Source organism: Gemmobacter sp. (assembly GCF_046292685.1).
Classification (GTDB): Bacteria; Pseudomonadota; Alphaproteobacteria; order Rhodobacterales; family Rhodobacteraceae; genus Wagnerdoeblera.
On record NZ_JBKBQM010000061.1, the window covers coordinates 1 to 16281 of the forward strand.

Sequence of the window (16281 nt, forward strand, 5' to 3'; positions counted from 1 at the left end):
GACGAGGGGTGGCATCGGGCACCCATACCTCGCCTCGACCAGCACGACGCTCACCGCTGCCGCCCAAACAGAGGGAAAACTGTTCCGCCTCGTGGACTTCTTCAGCAGCCTGCTAGAGGCCGCGCACCTGTCCGAGGTTTCTGCCAGCGCCGCGCGGCTGGGGCGGCTGCCCTTGCCCGACAGCGCGCCGCCAGCGGGGCTGCCGGATTGGCTGGTTTCCTCGCGCCGGTTCGTGGCGGTCGAGTGCGACAAAATCTGTCATGGTCTGAGCTATGACCCGGAATTCGGTCTGATTTTCGCTTGGCGCGGGTTTTGGGGCGCCACTATCCTTCGTGCAGGTTGTACCGGGTGCGGCATGCTGAACCTGATTTCCAATGCATGGATTCCCGTCCTGCACAAGGATGGCAGCCGGTCGGTGATCGCGCCCTGGCAGATGGCAGATGGCGGATGACGGGCTGGCATCTCCCGACTGGCCGCGACCCGACCTGAACATCGCCTGTCTGGAACTGCTGATCGGGCTGGTGTTCCTGGCCGATCCGCCCCGCGGTGCAGGCGACTGGCGCGCCCGCCGCCGCCCCGACCCCGCGCGGTTGCGCGCCGCGCTGGAACCCTATGCGCCTGCGTTCGAGCTGATGGGCGATGGCCCGAGGTTCATGCAGGATCTTGAGGCGTTCGAGACCGGCGAGAACGGTCCCAATGGCCCCGACATGCTGTTCATCGACAGCGCGGGTGGCCAGACGGTGAAGAACAATGCCGATCTTCTGGTCAAGCGTGATCGCTACCCGGTCTTGCCGCCGGCGCTGGCGGCGATGGCGCTGTTTGCCTTGCAGGCGCACGCGCCCAAAGGCGGGGCGGGCAACCGCACCTCGATGCGCCGGGGCGGGCCGATGGTGACGCTGGTGGACCCGGGCGAAGGGCTTTGGTCGCTGGTCTGGGCGAATGTGCCGGATGGCGCGCCGGCGGGCGCCGAGGCGCTGGCCTGGATGCACCCGGCGCGGGTGTCCGACAAGGGCCAGCAGGTGTTTCACGATCAGGTTCTGGCGGTGCAGGCGTTTTTCGGCATACCGCGGCGGTTGCGGCTGGTGGTCGGGGCGGGCGGGATTTCCGGTGTGGTGCAGCGCCCCTGGGGCGCGAATTACGCCGGCTGGGTGCATCCCCTGACGCCCTATTACCGGCAGAAGCCGGGGGCTGAGCTGTTGCCCCGGCGTCCGCGGGCCGGGGCCTTCGGCTATAGCAACTGGCTGGGCGTGGGGGCGGCGCGGCGCTCGGCCGACGGGCTGGCGGAACGGGCGAAGGTGGTGGATGGGTGGGAGGCGCGGTCGCCTGGGCGGGCGTATGTGATCGTGGCCGGCTGGGCGATGGACAACATGAAGCCGCGCGATTTCACCTTTTCCTGCGCGCCCTTGCTGGACCTGCCCGACGATCAGGCCGACCGGCTGCAGGGCATGATCGAGGCGGCCGAGGTGCTGGCGGTGGCCTTGCGCGGCGCGGCTGCGGCGGGCCGATGCGCTGGACACGCTGACGGAACCCGCGGTGCAGGCGCTGGCGCGGCGGCTGGGGATGGGCGCGGGGGGGGGCGCCGTAGCTGGTGCGGCTGGTGCAGGTGCTGGCCGATCTGCGGGCGGACGACCGGGACAGCCTGGCACGGCGGCTGGCAGGCGTGCTCTCGTCGTTGCGGTTTCGGCGCCTGATGCGGGTGGAGGGCGACGAGTTCACCGTCCAACTGCGCCGCGCGATCGTCATGGCCGACCGGCGCTGCGATGTGGCGCGGCTGGCCGGCGACCTGCTGGCCTGGGATCGCCCCGAGGCGGGCGACCGGATCCGCGCGCAATGGTGTTTCGACTATTTCGGCGGCTCGCTGGACGAAGCGCCCGCGATTTCCGAGGAGAAAGCCGGATGACGACCTTTGTGCAATTCCATTTGCTGACGCCCGATCCGCCATCCAACCCGAACCGCGACGATCAGGGCCGGCCCAAGCAGGCGATGGTCGGCGGGCAGCCGCGGCTGCGGCTGTCGTCGCAGTCGATCAAGCGGGCGGTGCGGGAAACCGCCTATTTCCGGCAAAACCTGGCCGGCCATGTCGGCACCCGCACCAAGCGCATCGCCGAGGAGGTGGAAAAGCACCTGTTCGCCAAGGGCATCGACGGGGCGAATGCCCGGTCGGCGGCGGCGACCGTGGCGAATGTGTTTTCCAAGCTGGAGGCGGAAAAGGATGGCAAGCCGCCGCTGACCACCACGTTGGCCTTCGTGTCGCCCGACGAATGGCGGTTCGCGCACGATCTGGCCGAACGGCTGACGGCGGGCGAAAAGCTCGATACGAAGGAGCTGAAAAAGCTGGTGCTGCGCCGCGCCGACGGGGCGGTGGACATTGCTATGTTCGGCCGGATGCTGGCCGAAGGCCCGGATTTCAACCGCGAGGCGGCGGTGCAGGTGGGACATGCCATCACCACCCATCGCGCCCTGGTCGAGGACGACTGGTATTCCGCCGTGGACGATCTGAAGACCCGAGAGGAGGATGCCGGCGCCGGCCACCTGGGCGAAACCGGCTTCGGTTCGGGCATCTATTACCTTTATGCCTGCGTCAACGTCGAGCTGCTGGTCGAAAACCTGTGCGGCGACCATGCCCTTGCAGCCAAGGGGCTGGAAGCGCTGGCATGTGCGCTGGCCACGGCCACGCCCAAAGGCAAGCAGAACAGCTTCGGCCACCATCCGCGGGCGCATTACATCCGGTTGGAACGGGGCAGTGCGCAGCCGCGCGACCTGTCGGGGGCGTTCTTCAAGCCAGTGGACCTGCGCGCGAACGATAATGATGGTGTGCGCGCCTGGATTTCGGCGCTGGAGGAGATGGCGGGCAAGCTGGACCATTGCTATGGCCCGGCCTGCGATGCGGTCATGGTGCTGAACGTGCCCGAAGGGCAGGGCACGCTGGCCGACCTGGCCGCCTTTGCCGCGGCGGCGGCGCATGGCTGAGCATCTGGTGTTCACGCTGGCCGCCACCATCGCCAGTTTCGGCGATGTGGCCGGGCACGAACGGCGCGGGTCCTGGGGCTGGCCGGGGCGCTCGGCGCTTCTGGGCCTCATGGCGGCGGCGCAGGGCATCCGGCGGGATGGCGATTTTTCGGCGCTGGAGACACTCCGGCTCTTGGTCGCGGTGTTCGAGGGCGGCCAGCCCTGGCGCGACTATCACACGGTGCAGACGGTGCCGACGACGCTGGCCCGCCGCCCGCAAGCGCGCCCCGAGGCGCTGGCGCGTGCCGGCAAGGAGGCCCACACCACCATCACCTTGCGCGATTACCGAACGGGCGTTCTGTTCGGCGGGGCGGCGACGGGGCCGGGGTTGCCCACGCTGGCCGAGTCGCTGCGGCGCCCGGTGTTTCAACTGTATCTGGGCCGCAAGTCCTGCCCGCTGTCGGCCCCGGTTGCCCCGCGGGTGGTCGAGGCCGACACGCCCGAGGCCGCGCTGGCGCAGCTGCAACTGCCGCCCTGGCACAAGGGCGCCGTCGCGCGGATGCTGTTTGCCGACGCGGGCCCCGAAGGCCAGACCGAAACCCGCCCCGATACGCCGCGGGACCGTTTGCGCTGGCATTTCGCTGCCCGTCCGGTTCACAGTCGGGCGGTGGAGAGCCGACCGGAAGGCTGGCCATGAGTTTCCAGACCAACCCCGTGCCCTTGCGCGACCTGCTGAACGCCGCCCATGCCGGGCGCCTGCAACTGCCGGATTTCCAGCGCTCCTACGTTTGGGGGGACGAGGATGTGCGGATGCTGGTCGCCTCGATCCTGCGGGGCTTTCCGGTGGGGGCGCTGCTGACGCTGCGCAGCGGGGGCGAGGTGAACTTTCGCCCGCGCCTGCTGCAAGGGGTGGAGGCCGCGCGCAAGGCCCGCGGCGAAGGCGCCGCCGGCGCGGCCGAGGAATTGCTGCTGGATGGCCAGCAGCGCATCACCTCGCTTTACGGGGCGATGGTGACGCCGCAAGCGATGGTGGTGCGCAAGCCGCGCAGCGAACGGCAGCATCTGCGACGGTTCTATTACCTGCGCATCGATGCCGCGGTCGAGCACCCCGAGGATATCGAGAAGGCGGTTCTGGGCGTGCCCGAAAGCCGCCAGCGCCACGACGAGGTGCTGCGGATCGACCTGTCGGACCGCGAACGCGAGTTCGAGGAGGGGTGCTTTCCGTTGAACCTGGCGTTTTCGGATGCGGCCTTCGACTGGATCGACGATTACCGCGACCATTGGCGCGCCCGCGATGCCGCCCGGGCCGGACGGGCCCGCCGGTTTCGCAAGGATGTGCTGGAACCGCTGCGGGCCTATCAGATGCGGGTCATCAGCCTGGGCCAGGACACCACGCGCGAAGCGGTATGCATGGTGTTCGAAAAGGTCAACGTCGGCGGCAAGAAGCTGGATGCGTTCGAGCTGGTGACGGCGATCTTTGCCGGGGCGGCCGAGCCCTTGAACCTGCGCGACGACTGGGAAACGCGGCGCGCGCGCATCCGGCGCGGGGCGAGCCTGAAGGGCATGGAAAACCCGGTGTTCGACCATCTGCGCGGCTTCGACTTTCTGCAAGGCGCATCGCTGGTACTGACCCACGCCGCGCGCAAGGCGGCCGAGGCGCGGGCCGAGCGCGAATTGCCGCAAATCTCGTGCCGCCGCGATGCGCTGCTGAAGACGGAGCTGGGCGGCTACAAGGCGGTTGCCGACCGGCTGGAGGACGGGTTCCGCGAAGCCGGGCGGTTCCTGAACGATCAGGGCATCCTCTGGGCCAAGGATCTGCCCTATCCGGCGCAGGGGGTGACGCTGGCGGCGGTGTTCGCCATTGCGGGCAAGGCGGCGCAGTCGGCGGCGGCCAAGGACAAGCTGCGCCTGTGGTTCTGGCGCACCGCGCTGGCCGAGGATTACGGGCTCAGCCCCGAATCCAAGCTGGCCAAGGATGCCGAGGATCTCAGCGCCTGGCTGGCCGGTGGGCCCGAGCCGGTGCGGATGCCGCTGTTGACCTTCAACCCCGACCGGCTGGACACGCTGCGCAACCGCATTTCGGCGGCCTACAACGCCTTTGCGGCGCTGCTGCTGCGCGAAGGCGGGCGCGATTTCATCACCGGGGATCGGGCGGATATCCTGACCTTCGGCAACGACCCGATGGACGTGCACCATATTTTCCCGCGGAAGTGGTGCGAGGATCAGGGCATCGACGTGGCGCGCTATGACACCATCCTGAACAAGACCCCGCTGACGGCGGCCAGCAACCGCGCCATCGGCGGCGACGCGCCATCGGTCTATCTGAATCGGATCGAGGCGCAGCATGGGCTGACGTTTGGCCAGATAAACAGCATCCTGCGCAGCCACCTGATCGACCCGGACCTGCTGCGTCAAAACGATTTTGCGGGGTTCATTGCCGATCGCAAGGCGCGGCTGGCAGGGCTGGCCGCCAGGGCCATGGGGCTGGCGGTTGCCGCCGCGCCCCTGGCCCCGACCGAGCCCGAAGCCACCGCACCGCCCGAGGAGGAGGCCGCCTGACGTTTCTTTCGCGCCTTGTGCTGCGGCAGGCCTCCGTTGTGGCTGCCCTGGGCCGGTTGCTGAACCCCGACCACGACGGGCGGCGGATGGATGCGCAGCACCGCTTGATCTGGTCGGCCTTTGCCGGCGGCGCGGCGGCGCGGCGGGATTTCCTGTGGCGCGAGATGGGGCAGCGGCAGTTCCTGGTGCTCTCGGCCCAGCCGCCGAAACCCTCGCCCTTGTTCGAGGAGCCGGAGGTGACGGGCTTTGCCCCGGCGCTGGCGGCGGGCGACCGGCTGGCGTTCCTGTTGCGCGCCGATGCAACCCGGACGGTGACCGTGGCGGACGGGAAAAAGCGCCACCGCGATGTGGTTATGGAGGCGCTTCATGGCTTGCCTGCCGGGGACCGAGCCGAGACCCGGATGGACCTCGCGCAGGAGGCCGGGGCGGCCTGGCTGACAGGGCAGGGGGCGCGGGCGGGGTTTACCATGCTGCGGGCCGATGTCACCGCCTATCGCGTGGTGGAACCGCCGGGGCAGGGCCAGCGGCGCCCGCGGTTCGGTGTGTTGGATCTGGAAGGGGTGATCGAGGTTACCGACCCGGCGCTGTTCCTGCCGAAGCTGGTGCAGGGCGTCGGCCGGGCCAAGGCCTTTGGCTGCGGGCTGATGCTGATCTGCCGGGCTTGACCGGATGGAATGCGCATGTATCCTGCGTATGATGTATGGAGCTTTCCCATGGGTGCCGTTCGCAAGGCTGCCAACCTGACGCTGGATGCCGCCTTGCTCGAAGAAGCGCGTGGGCTGGGCCTGAACCTGTCGGCGGCCGCCGAGCAGGGGCTGCGCGCGGCAGTGGCCGAGGCGAAGGCCGCCCGCTGGCAGGCCGAGAACGCCGCCGCGCTGGCCAGTTCCAACGCCTGGGTCGAGGCGAACGGCCTGCCGCTGTCGCGCCACCGTCCGTTCTGATGGCGCGCTTCGATGCCTGGCCTGACCCCGATGGGGAAGGGTGGTTGCTGCAGGTGCAGGCCGACCTGCTGCGCGGCCTGAACACCCGCGTGGTGGTGCCGCTGCTGCCGCGCAACCGCGCGCCCTTGCCCGCGGCACGGCTGAACCCGGTGCTGGCGGTTGCCGGGGCCGAGCATGTGATGGTCACGCAGTTCCTGTCGGCTGTGCCGGCCGCGATGCTGACGGGCGCGCCGGTCAGCCTGGCCGGGCAGGGCGATGCGATCATGGGCGCGCTGGATATGCTTCTGACCGGGGTCTGAGAGAGGGCGGCGGATGTCCGAAACTCCCGGCTTGCCGCCCCCGCGCCCCATCCCGCTGAACGACCGCGCGGCGCTGGTGTTCGTGGAACAGGCGCAACTGCATGTCGAGGACGGCTGCTTTGTCGCCATCGATGCCGAAGGGGTGCGCACGGTCATTCCGGTCGGCGGCATCGCCTGCCTGATGCTGGAACCGGGCACACGGGTCAGCCATCGGGCGGCGGCGCAGGCGGCGCAGGCGGGCACGCTTCTGCTCTGGGTCGGCGAAGGAGCGGTGCGGCTGTATTCCGCCGGCCGTCCGGGCGGCGAACGCGCCGACCGGCTGCTCTGGCAGGCGCAGATCGCGCTGGACGAGGCGGCGCGCCTGCGCGTGGTGCGCCGGATGTACGAGATCCGCTTTGGCGAGGCCGCACCGCAGCGCCGCTCCATCGACCAGCTGCGCAGCATCGAAGGCGTGCGCGTGCGCGAAACCTATGCCCTGCCCGCCCGCCACCACGGGGTGCACTGGGCGCGCGGCGCGTATGACCCGGGGGAATGGGAGGCCGCCGATACCCCCAACCGCTGCCTGTCGGCCGCCACCGCCTGCCTGCACGGGCTGTGCGAGGCCGCGGTGCTGGCCGCCGGCTATTCCCCTGCCATCGGCTTTCTGCACACCGGCAAGTCGCTGAGCTTCGTCTACGACATCGCCGATCTGTGGAAGCTGCAGACCGTGGTGTCCGAGGCATTCCGCATCGCGGGTCTGGCCGCGAAGGGCAAGCTGACCATGCCGCCCGAACCTGCCGTCCGCCACGCTTGCCGCGATGCCTTCCGCCGCTCGGGCCTGCTGGCGCGGATCATCCCGCAGATCGAGGAGGTGCTGGCCGCGGGCGAGCTGCCCGAACCCCCGCCCCCGCCCGAGGCCGCGGGCCTGCCTTTGCAGACCCCGAGGACGGGCCATGATGGTCGTGGTGCTGACCAACGTGCCACCCCGCTTGCGCGGGCGGTTGGGCGTGTGGCTCTTGGAGATCCGCGCCGGGGTCTATGTCGGCGACTATTCCGCCCGCACCCCCGAAAGCATCCGGGATCAGGTCTGCGCCTGGATCGAGGACGGCGACGCCGTCATGGTCTGGAAAGCCCCCACCGACCAGGGCTTCGACTTCGCCACCACGGGCCGCAACCGCCGGATGCCGGTTGACTTCGACGGGCTGAAACTGGTCAGCTTCTACCCGCCGGACCACCCCAATTCGACCCGCCCCGGACAGGCGACGAAAAAGGGCCCGAAAGACCCGGAAACCCGGTAGGCTTTTTGACAACCGAATTCCCTTGGTGCATCAATGCGCTGCAGCAAGAGCGTTCCCCGCCCACGCGGGGATGAACCGTTGGCCGATGTGCGCCGTCCCGGGGTGTATACGATGCTGTCCCGTTGAGTGGTGTAGCGGGTGCTGATCGTCACCTTGGTGCTTGGCGCGGGCCAGCCTGGGCACCTTGGGCCGGCTCTGCTCGGCCACGGCGGTGTCCTGGGCAAAGGCGGTGGCGATGAAGGCGGAGACGACGCGCCGCCCTTCCCGGCATGGGCAAGGGCCTTGCGCTGGAAATGGACGCGGCACCGCTGCCAGGGGGCGCTGAGAACCTTCGAGACGGCCGCCTTGATGCCCTCGTGGGCGTCGCTGATGACGAGGTTGACCCCGCGCAATCCCCGGCGGGTCAGCTTGCGTGAGGCAACCCCGTCCAGATCGGCTCGGCCTCGGATGTGCCGATGTCCAGACCCAGACCCTCGCGCCACCCGTCGGTGTTCACGCCGATGGCGATGATCGCGGCGACCGACACGATCCGCCCGCCACGCCGGACCTTGAGGCAGGTGGCGTCGATCCACGGGCCAGCCATTGTCCGCCATTGGTCCGAGGACAATGGCGAACGCCAGTCGCCTCCGAGGGGACGGTTCAGAAAGGCTTTCGGCTTGCCGTCGATCTCCTTGCAGAGCCGCGACACCTGGCTCTTGCTGATCCCCGACAGGCCCATCGCCTTGACCAGGTCATCGACGAACAGCGTCGGGATGCCTTGAACACAGGCCTCCCGGATGCGCGCGGCACAGCCGCCACACTGTTGAATGCGGGCCTGACTCTCGCGCAGATTGCGTCCGTCACGGGCTGGGGGTTGCACCATGCGCAGAACGTCATTGAACACTGTGCGCGCATGGCGCCCCGGCGAATCCGACACCCTTCTGGCGGCCCTGACCGCAGCGAAACGGGGGGGGAGAGCGTGAACGGATTTGCGGAACGTCTTGCAAAATGCCCGCCCGAAGGCGCGGAATTTTTCGGCTAAGTCATTGGAAATGTTTGGAGGCGGGTACCGCTCTGGTAGACCTTTGAAATCAAACGGAAACGAGGCGCATCTACCCCCGAGTATACCCACGATTCAGATGGACTGTGCGCAATTTTCGTGCCCTGTTGCCCTGCCGACACAGGTTCGGCCCGCCACAAGATAGACCACAGCCGATCTTCTGTCACGCCGCGCGCGCTGGGCTGGGGGCGATCATGGGTCCCTTTCCAAGTGCCACCCCTGCGGTTGCCCTGATCCGATACTGGTCAGCCTGTGCAGAATTTCTGCAATACTGGGGCCAATCTTGCTGCCCGAAAATCGAAATCGCGCGATCTTCGCGGGTCGGCGTCCCCGCCCGACATAGCCCCGCCCCAGGAAGGACCCAAAGCCAAGATGGGGTAGGGCCGATGATGCGTCCTGTTCCATCTTGCCCTGTAGCCCATCAGAGAGCGGCGGGCCGTCCGATTTGAGGATACTCGGGCGGGACGCTCGAAAGTCGCCCGAAACTGTCCGAATAGACCTGCGGAATCATTTTTCGGACGCTACCGAATAATCGGACAGTCTATCGGGACACAAGGGGACAGGTATGGGCGAGTTGATCGGGTATGCGCGGGTTTCGTCGGTTGGGCAGAAGCTGGACGTGCAGGTTGCCGCGTTGAAGGCGGCGGGTGTCAGCGACGAACACCTTTACAGCGAGAAGGCCAGCGGGACGAAGCGCGACGGCAGGCAGGCGCTGGACGATCTTCTGACGCGCGGCATCCGCAAGGGCGACACGCTTGTTGTGACGCGCCTCGATCGCCTGGCGCGGTCGACTCGCGACCTGCACAACATCGCCCACACTCTGACTTCAAAGGGCGTCGGCCTGCGGGTCTTGGAACAGGCCATTGATACCACGACGCCGGAAGGGCGAATGTTCTTCACCATGCTGTCCGCCGTGGCAGAGTTCGAAACCGAAATCCGAAAGGCGCGTCAACGCGAAGGCATTGGCGCGGCACTGGCCAAGGGCGTAGGCTCCCCCTTCAAGGGCAGGCCCGCGACGATTGAAGGCGAGAAGGTGAACGCCCTGCGCGCCAAGGGCATGACCCCCACGGCCATTGCCAAGGCGCCGGGCGTAGCCCGGTCCAGCGTCTATCGCTACCTGCGAGAGGCGTCCTGAGTCACCGTGCCAGAAGCGCCGGTAGCCTTGCCGGAACGTCCTCCATCAGCACCAGCGCGCATTCCACCGTCTCGCCGGTCATCGCAATCTGTAGCTGCCCCGCTGGCACCGCCTGATCCCAGGAGAAGTTCTGCGTCAGGAAGTCCAGCACGTCGCGCTTGTAATCGGTGTCGGGGTTTTGCAGGTGGTCGCCCTTGGTTTCCAGCACCACGATCCGCCCAGCGCCTGCGTTGCCGCCCGTGGCAAAGATGAAGTCCGGGTAGATGCGCCCGCGCTTCCAGCCTTGCAGGCCCATGCCGTAGCCTGCCTTGGCCACGTTGCGATGCCACCACTTCACCGTGGCGTCCCCGTCCAGATGCACCGCCACGTTCTGTTCCTGCCCGTTCAACTCGTTACGGAACACCGGGGAAAACAGGCTGCGGGTCAGCGCGCCGCCGTCGCCACCCGTCAGATGCGGCGCATTCGCCGCCTCCAGGGTCAGCATGTGGTCGGGCATCTGCCAGTTGTGACCGTCGAGGCGCAGGCGGAATTGAATGTCGCCCGCCTTGACCGCCGCGCGGAACAGGGCTTCGGCCCGCGCATCGCGTTCCTTGGTCAGGGCCAGCCGCAGCCGGTCGATGATGACGCCTGATGCTGCGCCCAGCCTGGCGGCATCGAAGCCGCGCGCTTCCAGCCCCGCCACCAGGTCGGCCACGATCCCGCGCGCGACGAAGGGGTTGGGCACCAGATCGGAGATCACCCGCACCGCGTATGTGGGATCGAAGCGCAGGGTTTCCGCCGCCGCCGCCACCGCCTCGCCCCGGAAATACTCGTCCGCCCCGGCATCGGTCAGGGCGATGCGCTGCAACTGCGCGGCCGCCTGCGCGGGGTTGTCCGGTATCTCGGCCGCCACGGCGGCGGGGGAGAAATCGCGCCAGTCGATGCCCGCCAGAATGTCGGTCTCGTAATCGAGGTCGCGCACCGCGTCGCCCTCCACCCGCAGCACGCGCGGCAGGTAGATTTGCAGGTTGCGGAAGTCCGCCCGCCGTTCCACCCGCCGCGCCGTGCCGGGGGTGCCATTGGCCCCGCCTTGCGGCACCTCGATCACCAGATCGGCCAGCCCGTCCTTTTCGAGGCCCGCCTTGATCGCCTCCACCACCGCCTGCGTTGCGGCGTGATGCGTGACCACATAGCATTCGTCCAGCGCCGCCACGCCGGTTTTCAGCGCGTGCGGCTGGCGCAGGATACGGCCCACAAGCTGCGTCATGGCCGACAGGTTCGAGGCCGCCGCCAGCGAACACAGCACATAGGCGAAGGGGCAATCCCAACCCTCTTGCAGCGCGGCCTTGGTCACGATCACCCGCACGCGGTTGGTGGGCGACAGAAGGTCCAGGTTCTCGGGCTGGGTCAGATCGTTCTGTTCGGCGGTCTTGATCGCCACCTCGGCCGCGTCCAGCCCTGCGGCCAGCAGCCATTCCTTCACGTCCTCGGCATGGATGTGCAGCCCGTCGCGCTGATCCTTGCCGGTGCGTTCCACCTGCACCAGCATGATCGGGCGGATATAGCCCTGCGCGCCCTTGTCGGCCCCATAGGCCAGCGCCGCCGCCTGCACATCGTTCAGCCGCCCCAGCGCCGCCGTCAGCGTGCCGCGCCAGTCGGCGCCCTGCCGCGGGTCCAGGTTCAGCGGCATCTTGATCATGTCCTCGGCATGCAACTCGCGCCCCGTCACCTCGACCAGCAGGTTGGCGTGCCGCGTGCCCCCGGCGCGGGTGCGCACATCCTTGGGCGTGGCGGTCAGTTCCAGCACGAAGATCGGGTTGAACCCGTAAAGCGTGTCATGCGCCAGTTCGGACGTGGCCTTCTGCCCCTCGTCCAGCACCACAACCGGCCTGATCTTGCGCAAGGCATTGCCAAGCGAGTCCTTCACCATCGGGAACATGCCGGTGTAGCCGTCCAGGTTCGGCACGGCCGCCAGTTCGCGGGCATGCGCCGCCTGATCGCCCTCGGGCGGAAAGAACCCGTGCACGTCGCCCCGGTCGCGGAACATGCGCAGCGTTTCCTGCGTCTGCCGGTTCGCCGCCTGCAACATCAGCACCATGACGCAGAGGTTCGCCGCCACGTCGCGCGCGTCCAGCCGGTCGCCCTTTTCCATCACCTTCACCCGCCCCGCCGCCGCGCGGTCGAGCGCCTGCCGGTAAGGGTGCTGGCGGTCCTTCAGGTGCTTCAGCGTCTGGGCATAGATCGCCTCGTTCGGCACGATCCACAGGACAAAGCCGGAGTTCCTGCCCAGATACCGCCCCATGATCCGGCTGACGGCATTGACCGCCAGCCAGGTCTTGCCGCCGCCCGTGGGCACCTTCAGCGTGGCATTTGGCACCGGCCGCCCGATGCCATCCTTGCGCGGGGAAAAGGGAATATTCGCGCGGGAGGCGGGCAAGCGGTCCTTCATCGCCTCCCATGCCTTCAAGGTGAAATCGGGAAACTCCATCCCCTCGGCATCATCGCCCAGTTCGGCAATGACACGGGCGCGGCGGTCGGCCCGCTCTTTCTCGGTCTTGAGAACACCAAGCCAGGCATCCAGCGTGTCCAGCACCCGGACCTGATAATCCAGCGTGCGCATCTACGCCCGCTCCAGCCGGTAGAGCGCAAAGGGCAGGGGGACAAACTCCACCGCCAGCCCCTCGGCATCCAGGAGGCGCTGCGACACATGCCGCGCCGGGGCAAAGACAAGGTGCCGGTCGCCGGGGTGTTCGGCGGCGCGCTCCCGCGCGTAACTCAGCGTCAGCGCGGCGGCGGGGGATTTCAGCCAGTCCAGATCGGGGCGGTAGATCAGCCAGACATGCGCGCCGCCCGCATGGCCGACATAGCCGCGCCCCTCGTCCATCTGCGCGGGGTCCACGGGCTGCGAGGTCGCCATGTGGAACAGCACGCCCGCAAGGGACGCAAAGGACGGCAGGTCCGCGCCTTGCAGGATCGCGTCCAGTTCCACCGGCGCGCCTAGGGTGCAATAGGTGAATTCGCCCCCCAGCCCCTCGGCCCGGTCCGCCACCGCCTTTTCGCCGGTGACGATCAGCGCGCCGTCCTTCACCTGCTTGGTGATGCGGTCGTATTCGTGGCCGTGCAGGTTTTCGATCTTTTCCACCTGTTCGGTCAGGCGAGAGGCAGCTTGCAGCTTGGTCCAGGTCAGGCTTTCGCGCAGCAGTTCGGTGCGCTGCGTGCCGGTAAAGGCATAGCCGCCCATGACCCGCCGCACCCGCTCGGCTGTCAGCCGGTCGGCATAATCTTCCATCTCCACCAGGATGAAGCGCCGGTTGCCGCCGTCGCGCCTGTTGGCCTCCAGCACGGCATGGGCGGTGGTGCCGGACCCGGCGAAGGAATCGAGGATGAGGGAGTCGGGGTTTGTTGCCAAATCTAACACCTTCTGGATCACGCCTAGCGGCTTCGGCGTCACGAAAACATCGTCTGAGGAGTCGAAATTTAGAGCTGCTAGAAGTTGTTTCTTGGCATCTTGCGTGTGGCCCACTTCGTCGTAGAACCAAAGTGTTTGAGGGACCCGCCCATTCTTGACGTCAGTCAAGTATCGCTTCAGGCGCGGTTGGTTGTCTTGGTCAGCGCCCCACCAAATTCGACCTTCGGTATCTAGTCGATGAAAATTGGCCTCAGATACTCGCCAATACATTCCTGTCGGAGGACCGGGGATAACCCTGCCTTTTGGTGTTGTTATGGCGTAGGTTCCGTCTCCATAATAGTTTCTGGCCGACAAATCCCCGGAAGTCCAAGGCCCTCTTGGATCATTGTCAGGGTTTGTATATCGTGCTTCCATTTCTTCGGTGCGTTCCAGAAGATTGGGTCGCCAAGAAAATTTGTCCTTTGCGTAAACAAGCACATAATCATGATCTTCGGAGAAGTATTGTGCTGTATTCTTCGGGGAGAACACCTTTTGCCAAATGCAAGCTGCAACAAAATTATCCTCGCCAAATATCTCGTCCAGCATTGACCGCGCCCGATGCACCTCGTTGTCATCCAGCGTGATCCATATGCTGCCCGTCTCGCTCAGCAACTCATGCAGCAACCGCAGCCTTGGCCACATCATCGCGCACCATTTGTCGTGGCGCAGGCCGTCCTCGATGCCGATGGGGTTGGCGTCCAGCCATTCGCGGATCATCGGCGCGTTCACGGCGTCGTTGTAGGCCCAGCCCTCATTCCCCGTATTGTAGGGCGGGTCGATGAAGATGCAGTCCACCTTTCCCGCATACATCGGCAACAGCGCCTTCAGCGCATGCAGGTTGTCGCCCTGCACGATCAGGTTGCCGTCCAGCCGCGGCGCGCCGATGCCCTTGTCTGGGTGCATCACCAAGGGGCGGAACGGCACGGCAAGGTGGTGGTTCCAAACGAATTCCTTGCCCTTGAACAGCAGTTCCGTCATCGCCCGCCCCCTTGTGCCGTCTTTGCCCCGTTAGACCATTTCCCGCCGCCGCTCGGCAAGCCGAAACCGGCACGGCGGGTGGACCAGGGGCGCGACAGGCATCCACCGGGAATGCCTGCCCAAGGCAGCCTTGGACAGGCGTTTCTCAGGTCAGCGCGTCACCCTCCGCGTTTGCTGTCGGGCGTGCGCTGAACCGGCTTCCACTCGTGACCGGGCTTGGTGGTCGGCGGCAGGCGCGTGTTGTCGGGCACGGTCGCATAGTTCGGCTTCTCTCCGCCCCGCAGCCCGACTTCCTGCCAGCTTCCGCCGTTCCGGCCGGTGGTGTCACCGGGCTTCTTCGTCATTCTCAAAGCACCCCCTTGCCAGCGCAGCGGCGCTGAAATCCCAGATGGGAAATGTTGGGGGCAGTTCAATAGGCTGTGTTTGGGAATCTTCTTGCCCCAAAATGTAGAAGGCCCAAGCCGAAATGCCTGATGTTCACGCCGCCTTGGTCTTGCGCTTGCGGTCCCGCCGCAGCTTTGCGCGATACCCTGCCCAAACCAGACGCGCTGCCACGATCGCATGGCCTTGGCCACGGCGCAGAAGATACCGCTGCAACTGGTCCCACTCGGTCAGGTCGGAGAGTTGGAGGTCGCCCAGCGCGTCCGTCACGAAGGATGCAAATTCGGGTTCCCAGGACTGGGGCATGCGCAGGTATTCGATGAAGGTCATGCTGCGTTACTCCGCTGTGCGGGTGGCGTGATTGCGCCCGATGGTGAACCCGGTGAACCCCCGTTTCCTATATTGCCGCCCGAGACGCGCAGCCCGCCCTTCCGGCCCCACCGCTGCCGTTCCATGGCCAAGGGTTTTGGTGGGTCTGCATGGGTTCACTGGGTTCTCTGCCGGTGCAAGGCACTGGAAAGGCGTATTAAAATGCTGAACCCAAGCTCCATTTCCCGCGTTCGCGTCGGGTTCAGCCGGCTCACCTTTCCAAGGGGCAAGCACGCTGCAACCGATGACCCGGCGAAAGCGATGCACGGTCGCAGGTGATGATTGAACCTTCCGCATCACGGCCGCACCCAAGGCTTCTGCCCCGAAACGTGCCAGCGTCTGGTGTTCGATCCACATGCCCAAACCCAGTTCCAAGGGGCGTTCCCAGCGATAGGGCTGCCCGGTGTCCGGGTGGATCGAGGGCGGCAGGACATCTTGCGAACCGGTCCCCATCAGGTCAATTTCCCATGCCCGCTTGCGCTTCCCGCCGATGGTGATGAAGTCAGGTGACTTCACAAGGTTGCGTTTGGGCATCGCCACGGGGGACAGGAAGTAAAGATGCCGCGACTGCCCGCCGCTGCCACTCACCACAGAAGGGAAGCCCCTGGCGGCAGGCCACAGCACCAGAAGCGCCGCCCAAGCTTCCCCGGCCTTGCTGGCGTCCCGAATGTCGAGGTCGACCAGGTGCAGGAAGTCCCCGCCGATCTGCGACGGCTGGGTCACGTCCGTGAAGCTGGTGTAAATTCCTGGATGGCCTGAGGGCATGATCAGGCGGCTTTCGTGGTTATAGTGAGAATGGGGTCGAACTCCTCCTTGTCGATCTGAGCGAAGGCTTCGACCATCATGTAGCGGCTCGAGGTCTGCCATTCGTCGTTCTGCTCGAACAGCACAGCGCCGATCAGGCGCATGATCGAGGCGTCGTTCGGG

General features: G+C 66.8%; 15 protein-coding genes and 4 pseudogenes. 12 read left to right on the plus strand and 7 right to left on the minus strand.

Annotated elements, in window-relative coordinates; all coding sequences use genetic code 11:
• The 11 genes and pseudogenes from ACK4S2_RS13950 to cas2e form a co-directional block, all read left to right on the plus strand.
• The coding region (locus ACK4S2_RS13950) for a hypothetical protein (protein ID WP_409625583.1) at nucleotides 1–451 on the plus strand (451 nt) is incomplete at its 5' end.
• Complete coding sequence (gene casA / locus ACK4S2_RS13955; RefSeq protein WP_409625585.1) at nucleotides 441–1691, plus strand: type I-E CRISPR-associated protein Cse1/CasA; 1251 nt, start codon at nucleotides 441–443, stop codon at nucleotides 1689–1691. The genes ACK4S2_RS13950 and casA, both read left to right, overlap by 11 nt.
• Entirely contained in the window at nucleotides 1604–1900 is a 297-nt protein-coding gene (gene casB, locus ACK4S2_RS13960) for a type I-E CRISPR-associated protein Cse2/CasB (protein ID WP_409625621.1), read from the plus strand. Before casA ends, casB begins: the two co-directional genes overlap by 88 nt.
• The gene (gene cas7e, locus ACK4S2_RS13965; protein WP_409625588.1) at nucleotides 1897–2970 is read left to right on the plus strand and encodes a type I-E CRISPR-associated protein Cas7/Cse4/CasC; all 1074 of its coding nucleotides are present in this window, start codon (nucleotides 1897–1899) and stop codon (nucleotides 2968–2970) included. Before casB ends, cas7e begins: the two co-directional genes overlap by 4 nt.
• A complete protein-coding gene (gene cas5e / locus ACK4S2_RS13970; RefSeq protein WP_409625591.1) occupies nucleotides 2963–3646 on the plus strand; it encodes a type I-E CRISPR-associated protein Cas5/CasD in 684 nt (227 codons plus the stop codon). Before cas7e ends, cas5e begins: the two co-directional genes overlap by 8 nt.
• Nucleotides 3643–5508, plus strand: coding sequence for a DUF262 domain-containing protein (locus tag ACK4S2_RS13975; RefSeq protein WP_409625594.1), 1866 nt, complete (start codon nucleotides 3643–3645; stop codon nucleotides 5506–5508). Before cas5e ends, ACK4S2_RS13975 begins: the two co-directional genes overlap by 4 nt.
• Complete coding sequence (gene cas6e / locus ACK4S2_RS13980; RefSeq protein WP_409625624.1) at nucleotides 5505–6173, plus strand: type I-E CRISPR-associated protein Cas6/Cse3/CasE; 669 nt, start codon at nucleotides 5505–5507, stop codon at nucleotides 6171–6173. The genes ACK4S2_RS13975 and cas6e overlap by 4 nt, the downstream gene beginning before the upstream one ends.
• 48 nt (nucleotides 6174–6221) lie before the next feature.
• Complete coding sequence (locus tag ACK4S2_RS13985) at nucleotides 6222–6449, plus strand: type II toxin-antitoxin system CcdA family antitoxin (protein WP_409625597.1); 228 nt, start codon at nucleotides 6222–6224, stop codon at nucleotides 6447–6449.
• The gene (locus tag ACK4S2_RS13990) at nucleotides 6449–6748 is read left to right on the plus strand and encodes a CcdB family protein (RefSeq protein WP_409625600.1); all 300 of its coding nucleotides are present in this window, start codon (nucleotides 6449–6451) and stop codon (nucleotides 6746–6748) included. Before ACK4S2_RS13985 ends, ACK4S2_RS13990 begins: the two co-directional genes overlap by 1 nt.
• Nucleotides 6749–6761: 13 nt before the next feature.
• Nucleotides 6762–7544 (plus strand): annotated as a pseudogene (cas1e, locus tag ACK4S2_RS13995) (type I-E CRISPR-associated endonuclease Cas1e); the annotation flags it as partial.
• A gap of 139 nt (nucleotides 7545–7683) precedes the next feature.
• A pseudogene (gene cas2e / locus ACK4S2_RS14000) lies at nucleotides 7684–7878 on the plus strand (type I-E CRISPR-associated endoribonuclease Cas2e); the annotation flags it as partial.
• A gap of 246 nt (nucleotides 7879–8124) precedes the next feature.
• Here cas2e and ACK4S2_RS14005 read toward each other — a convergent pair.
• A pseudogene (locus ACK4S2_RS14005) lies at nucleotides 8125–8809 on the minus strand (transposase); the annotation flags it as partial.
• Nucleotides 8810–9629: 820 nt separating this feature from the next.
• Here ACK4S2_RS14005 and ACK4S2_RS14010 point away from each other — a divergent pair.
• Complete coding sequence (locus ACK4S2_RS14010) at nucleotides 9630–10199, plus strand: recombinase family protein (RefSeq protein WP_409625603.1); 570 nt, start codon at nucleotides 9630–9632, stop codon at nucleotides 10197–10199.
• A 1-nt stretch (nucleotide 10200) separates the two neighbouring features.
• On the opposite strand, the gene ACK4S2_RS14015 is transcribed toward ACK4S2_RS14010, so the two are convergent.
• From ACK4S2_RS14015 to ACK4S2_RS14040, 6 genes and pseudogenes are all read right to left on the minus strand, one after another.
• Entirely contained in the window at nucleotides 10201–12798 is a 2598-nt protein-coding gene (locus ACK4S2_RS14015) for a DEAD/DEAH box helicase (protein WP_409625606.1), read from the minus strand.
• Nucleotides 12799–14604 carry a site-specific DNA-methyltransferase gene (locus ACK4S2_RS14020; protein WP_409625609.1) on the minus strand — a complete coding sequence of 602 codons (1806 nt, stop codon included), beginning with the start codon at nucleotides 14602–14604 and terminating at the stop codon, nucleotides 12799–12801. It lies immediately after the preceding gene.
• A gap of 158 nt (nucleotides 14605–14762) precedes the next feature.
• Nucleotides 14763–14948 (minus strand): YjzC family protein, encoded by a 186-nt coding sequence (locus ACK4S2_RS14025; RefSeq protein WP_409625612.1) that lies wholly within the window; start codon nucleotides 14946–14948, stop codon nucleotides 14763–14765.
• Between the two features lie 133 nt (nucleotides 14949–15081).
• Nucleotides 15082–15315: a hypothetical protein gene (locus ACK4S2_RS14030; protein WP_409625615.1), complete on the minus strand. Its 234-nt coding sequence runs from the start codon at nucleotides 15313–15315 to the stop codon at nucleotides 15082–15084.
• Between the two features lie 6 nt (nucleotides 15316–15321).
• A complete protein-coding gene (locus ACK4S2_RS14035) occupies nucleotides 15322–16077 on the minus strand; it encodes a bifunctional DNA primase/polymerase (RefSeq protein ID WP_409625618.1) in 756 nt (251 codons plus the stop codon).
• Nucleotides 16078–16121: 44 nt separating this feature from the next.
• Nucleotides 16122–16281 (minus strand): annotated as a pseudogene (locus tag ACK4S2_RS14040) (IS256 family transposase); the annotation flags it as partial.

Excerpts from the sequence above, each read along its gene's own strand:
- ACK4S2_RS13975 (WP_409625594.1), top strand. The coding sequence starts at position 3,643 with ATGAGTTTCCAGACCAACCCCGTGCCCTTGCGCGACCTGCTGAACGCC.
- ACK4S2_RS13990 (WP_409625600.1), top strand. The coding sequence starts at position 6,449 with ATGGCGCGCTTCGATGCCTGGCCTGACCCCGATGGGGAAGGGTGGTTG.
- ACK4S2_RS14025 (WP_409625612.1), bottom strand. The coding sequence starts at position 14,948 with ATGACGAAGAAGCCCGGTGACACCACCGGCCGGAACGGCGGAAGCTGG.
- ACK4S2_RS14030 (WP_409625615.1), bottom strand. The coding sequence starts at position 15,315 with ATGACCTTCATCGAATACCTGCGCATGCCCCAGTCCTGGGAACCCGAA.
- ACK4S2_RS14020 (WP_409625609.1), bottom strand. The coding sequence starts at position 14,604 with ATGACGGAACTGCTGTTCAAGGGCAAGGAATTCGTTTGGAACCACCAC.
- ACK4S2_RS14010 (WP_409625603.1), top strand. The coding sequence starts at position 9,630 with ATGGGCGAGTTGATCGGGTATGCGCGGGTTTCGTCGGTTGGGCAGAAG.
- ACK4S2_RS13985 (WP_409625597.1), top strand. The coding sequence starts at position 6,222 with ATGGGTGCCGTTCGCAAGGCTGCCAACCTGACGCTGGATGCCGCCTTG.
- cas5e (WP_409625591.1), top strand. The coding sequence starts at position 2,963 with ATGGCTGAGCATCTGGTGTTCACGCTGGCCGCCACCATCGCCAGTTTC.
- cas7e (WP_409625588.1), top strand. The coding sequence starts at position 1,897 with ATGACGACCTTTGTGCAATTCCATTTGCTGACGCCCGATCCGCCATCC.
- casA (WP_409625585.1), top strand. The coding sequence starts at position 441 with ATGGCGGATGACGGGCTGGCATCTCCCGACTGGCCGCGACCCGACCTG.
- ACK4S2_RS14015 (WP_409625606.1), bottom strand. The coding sequence starts at position 12,798 with ATGCGCACGCTGGATTATCAGGTCCGGGTGCTGGACACGCTGGATGCC.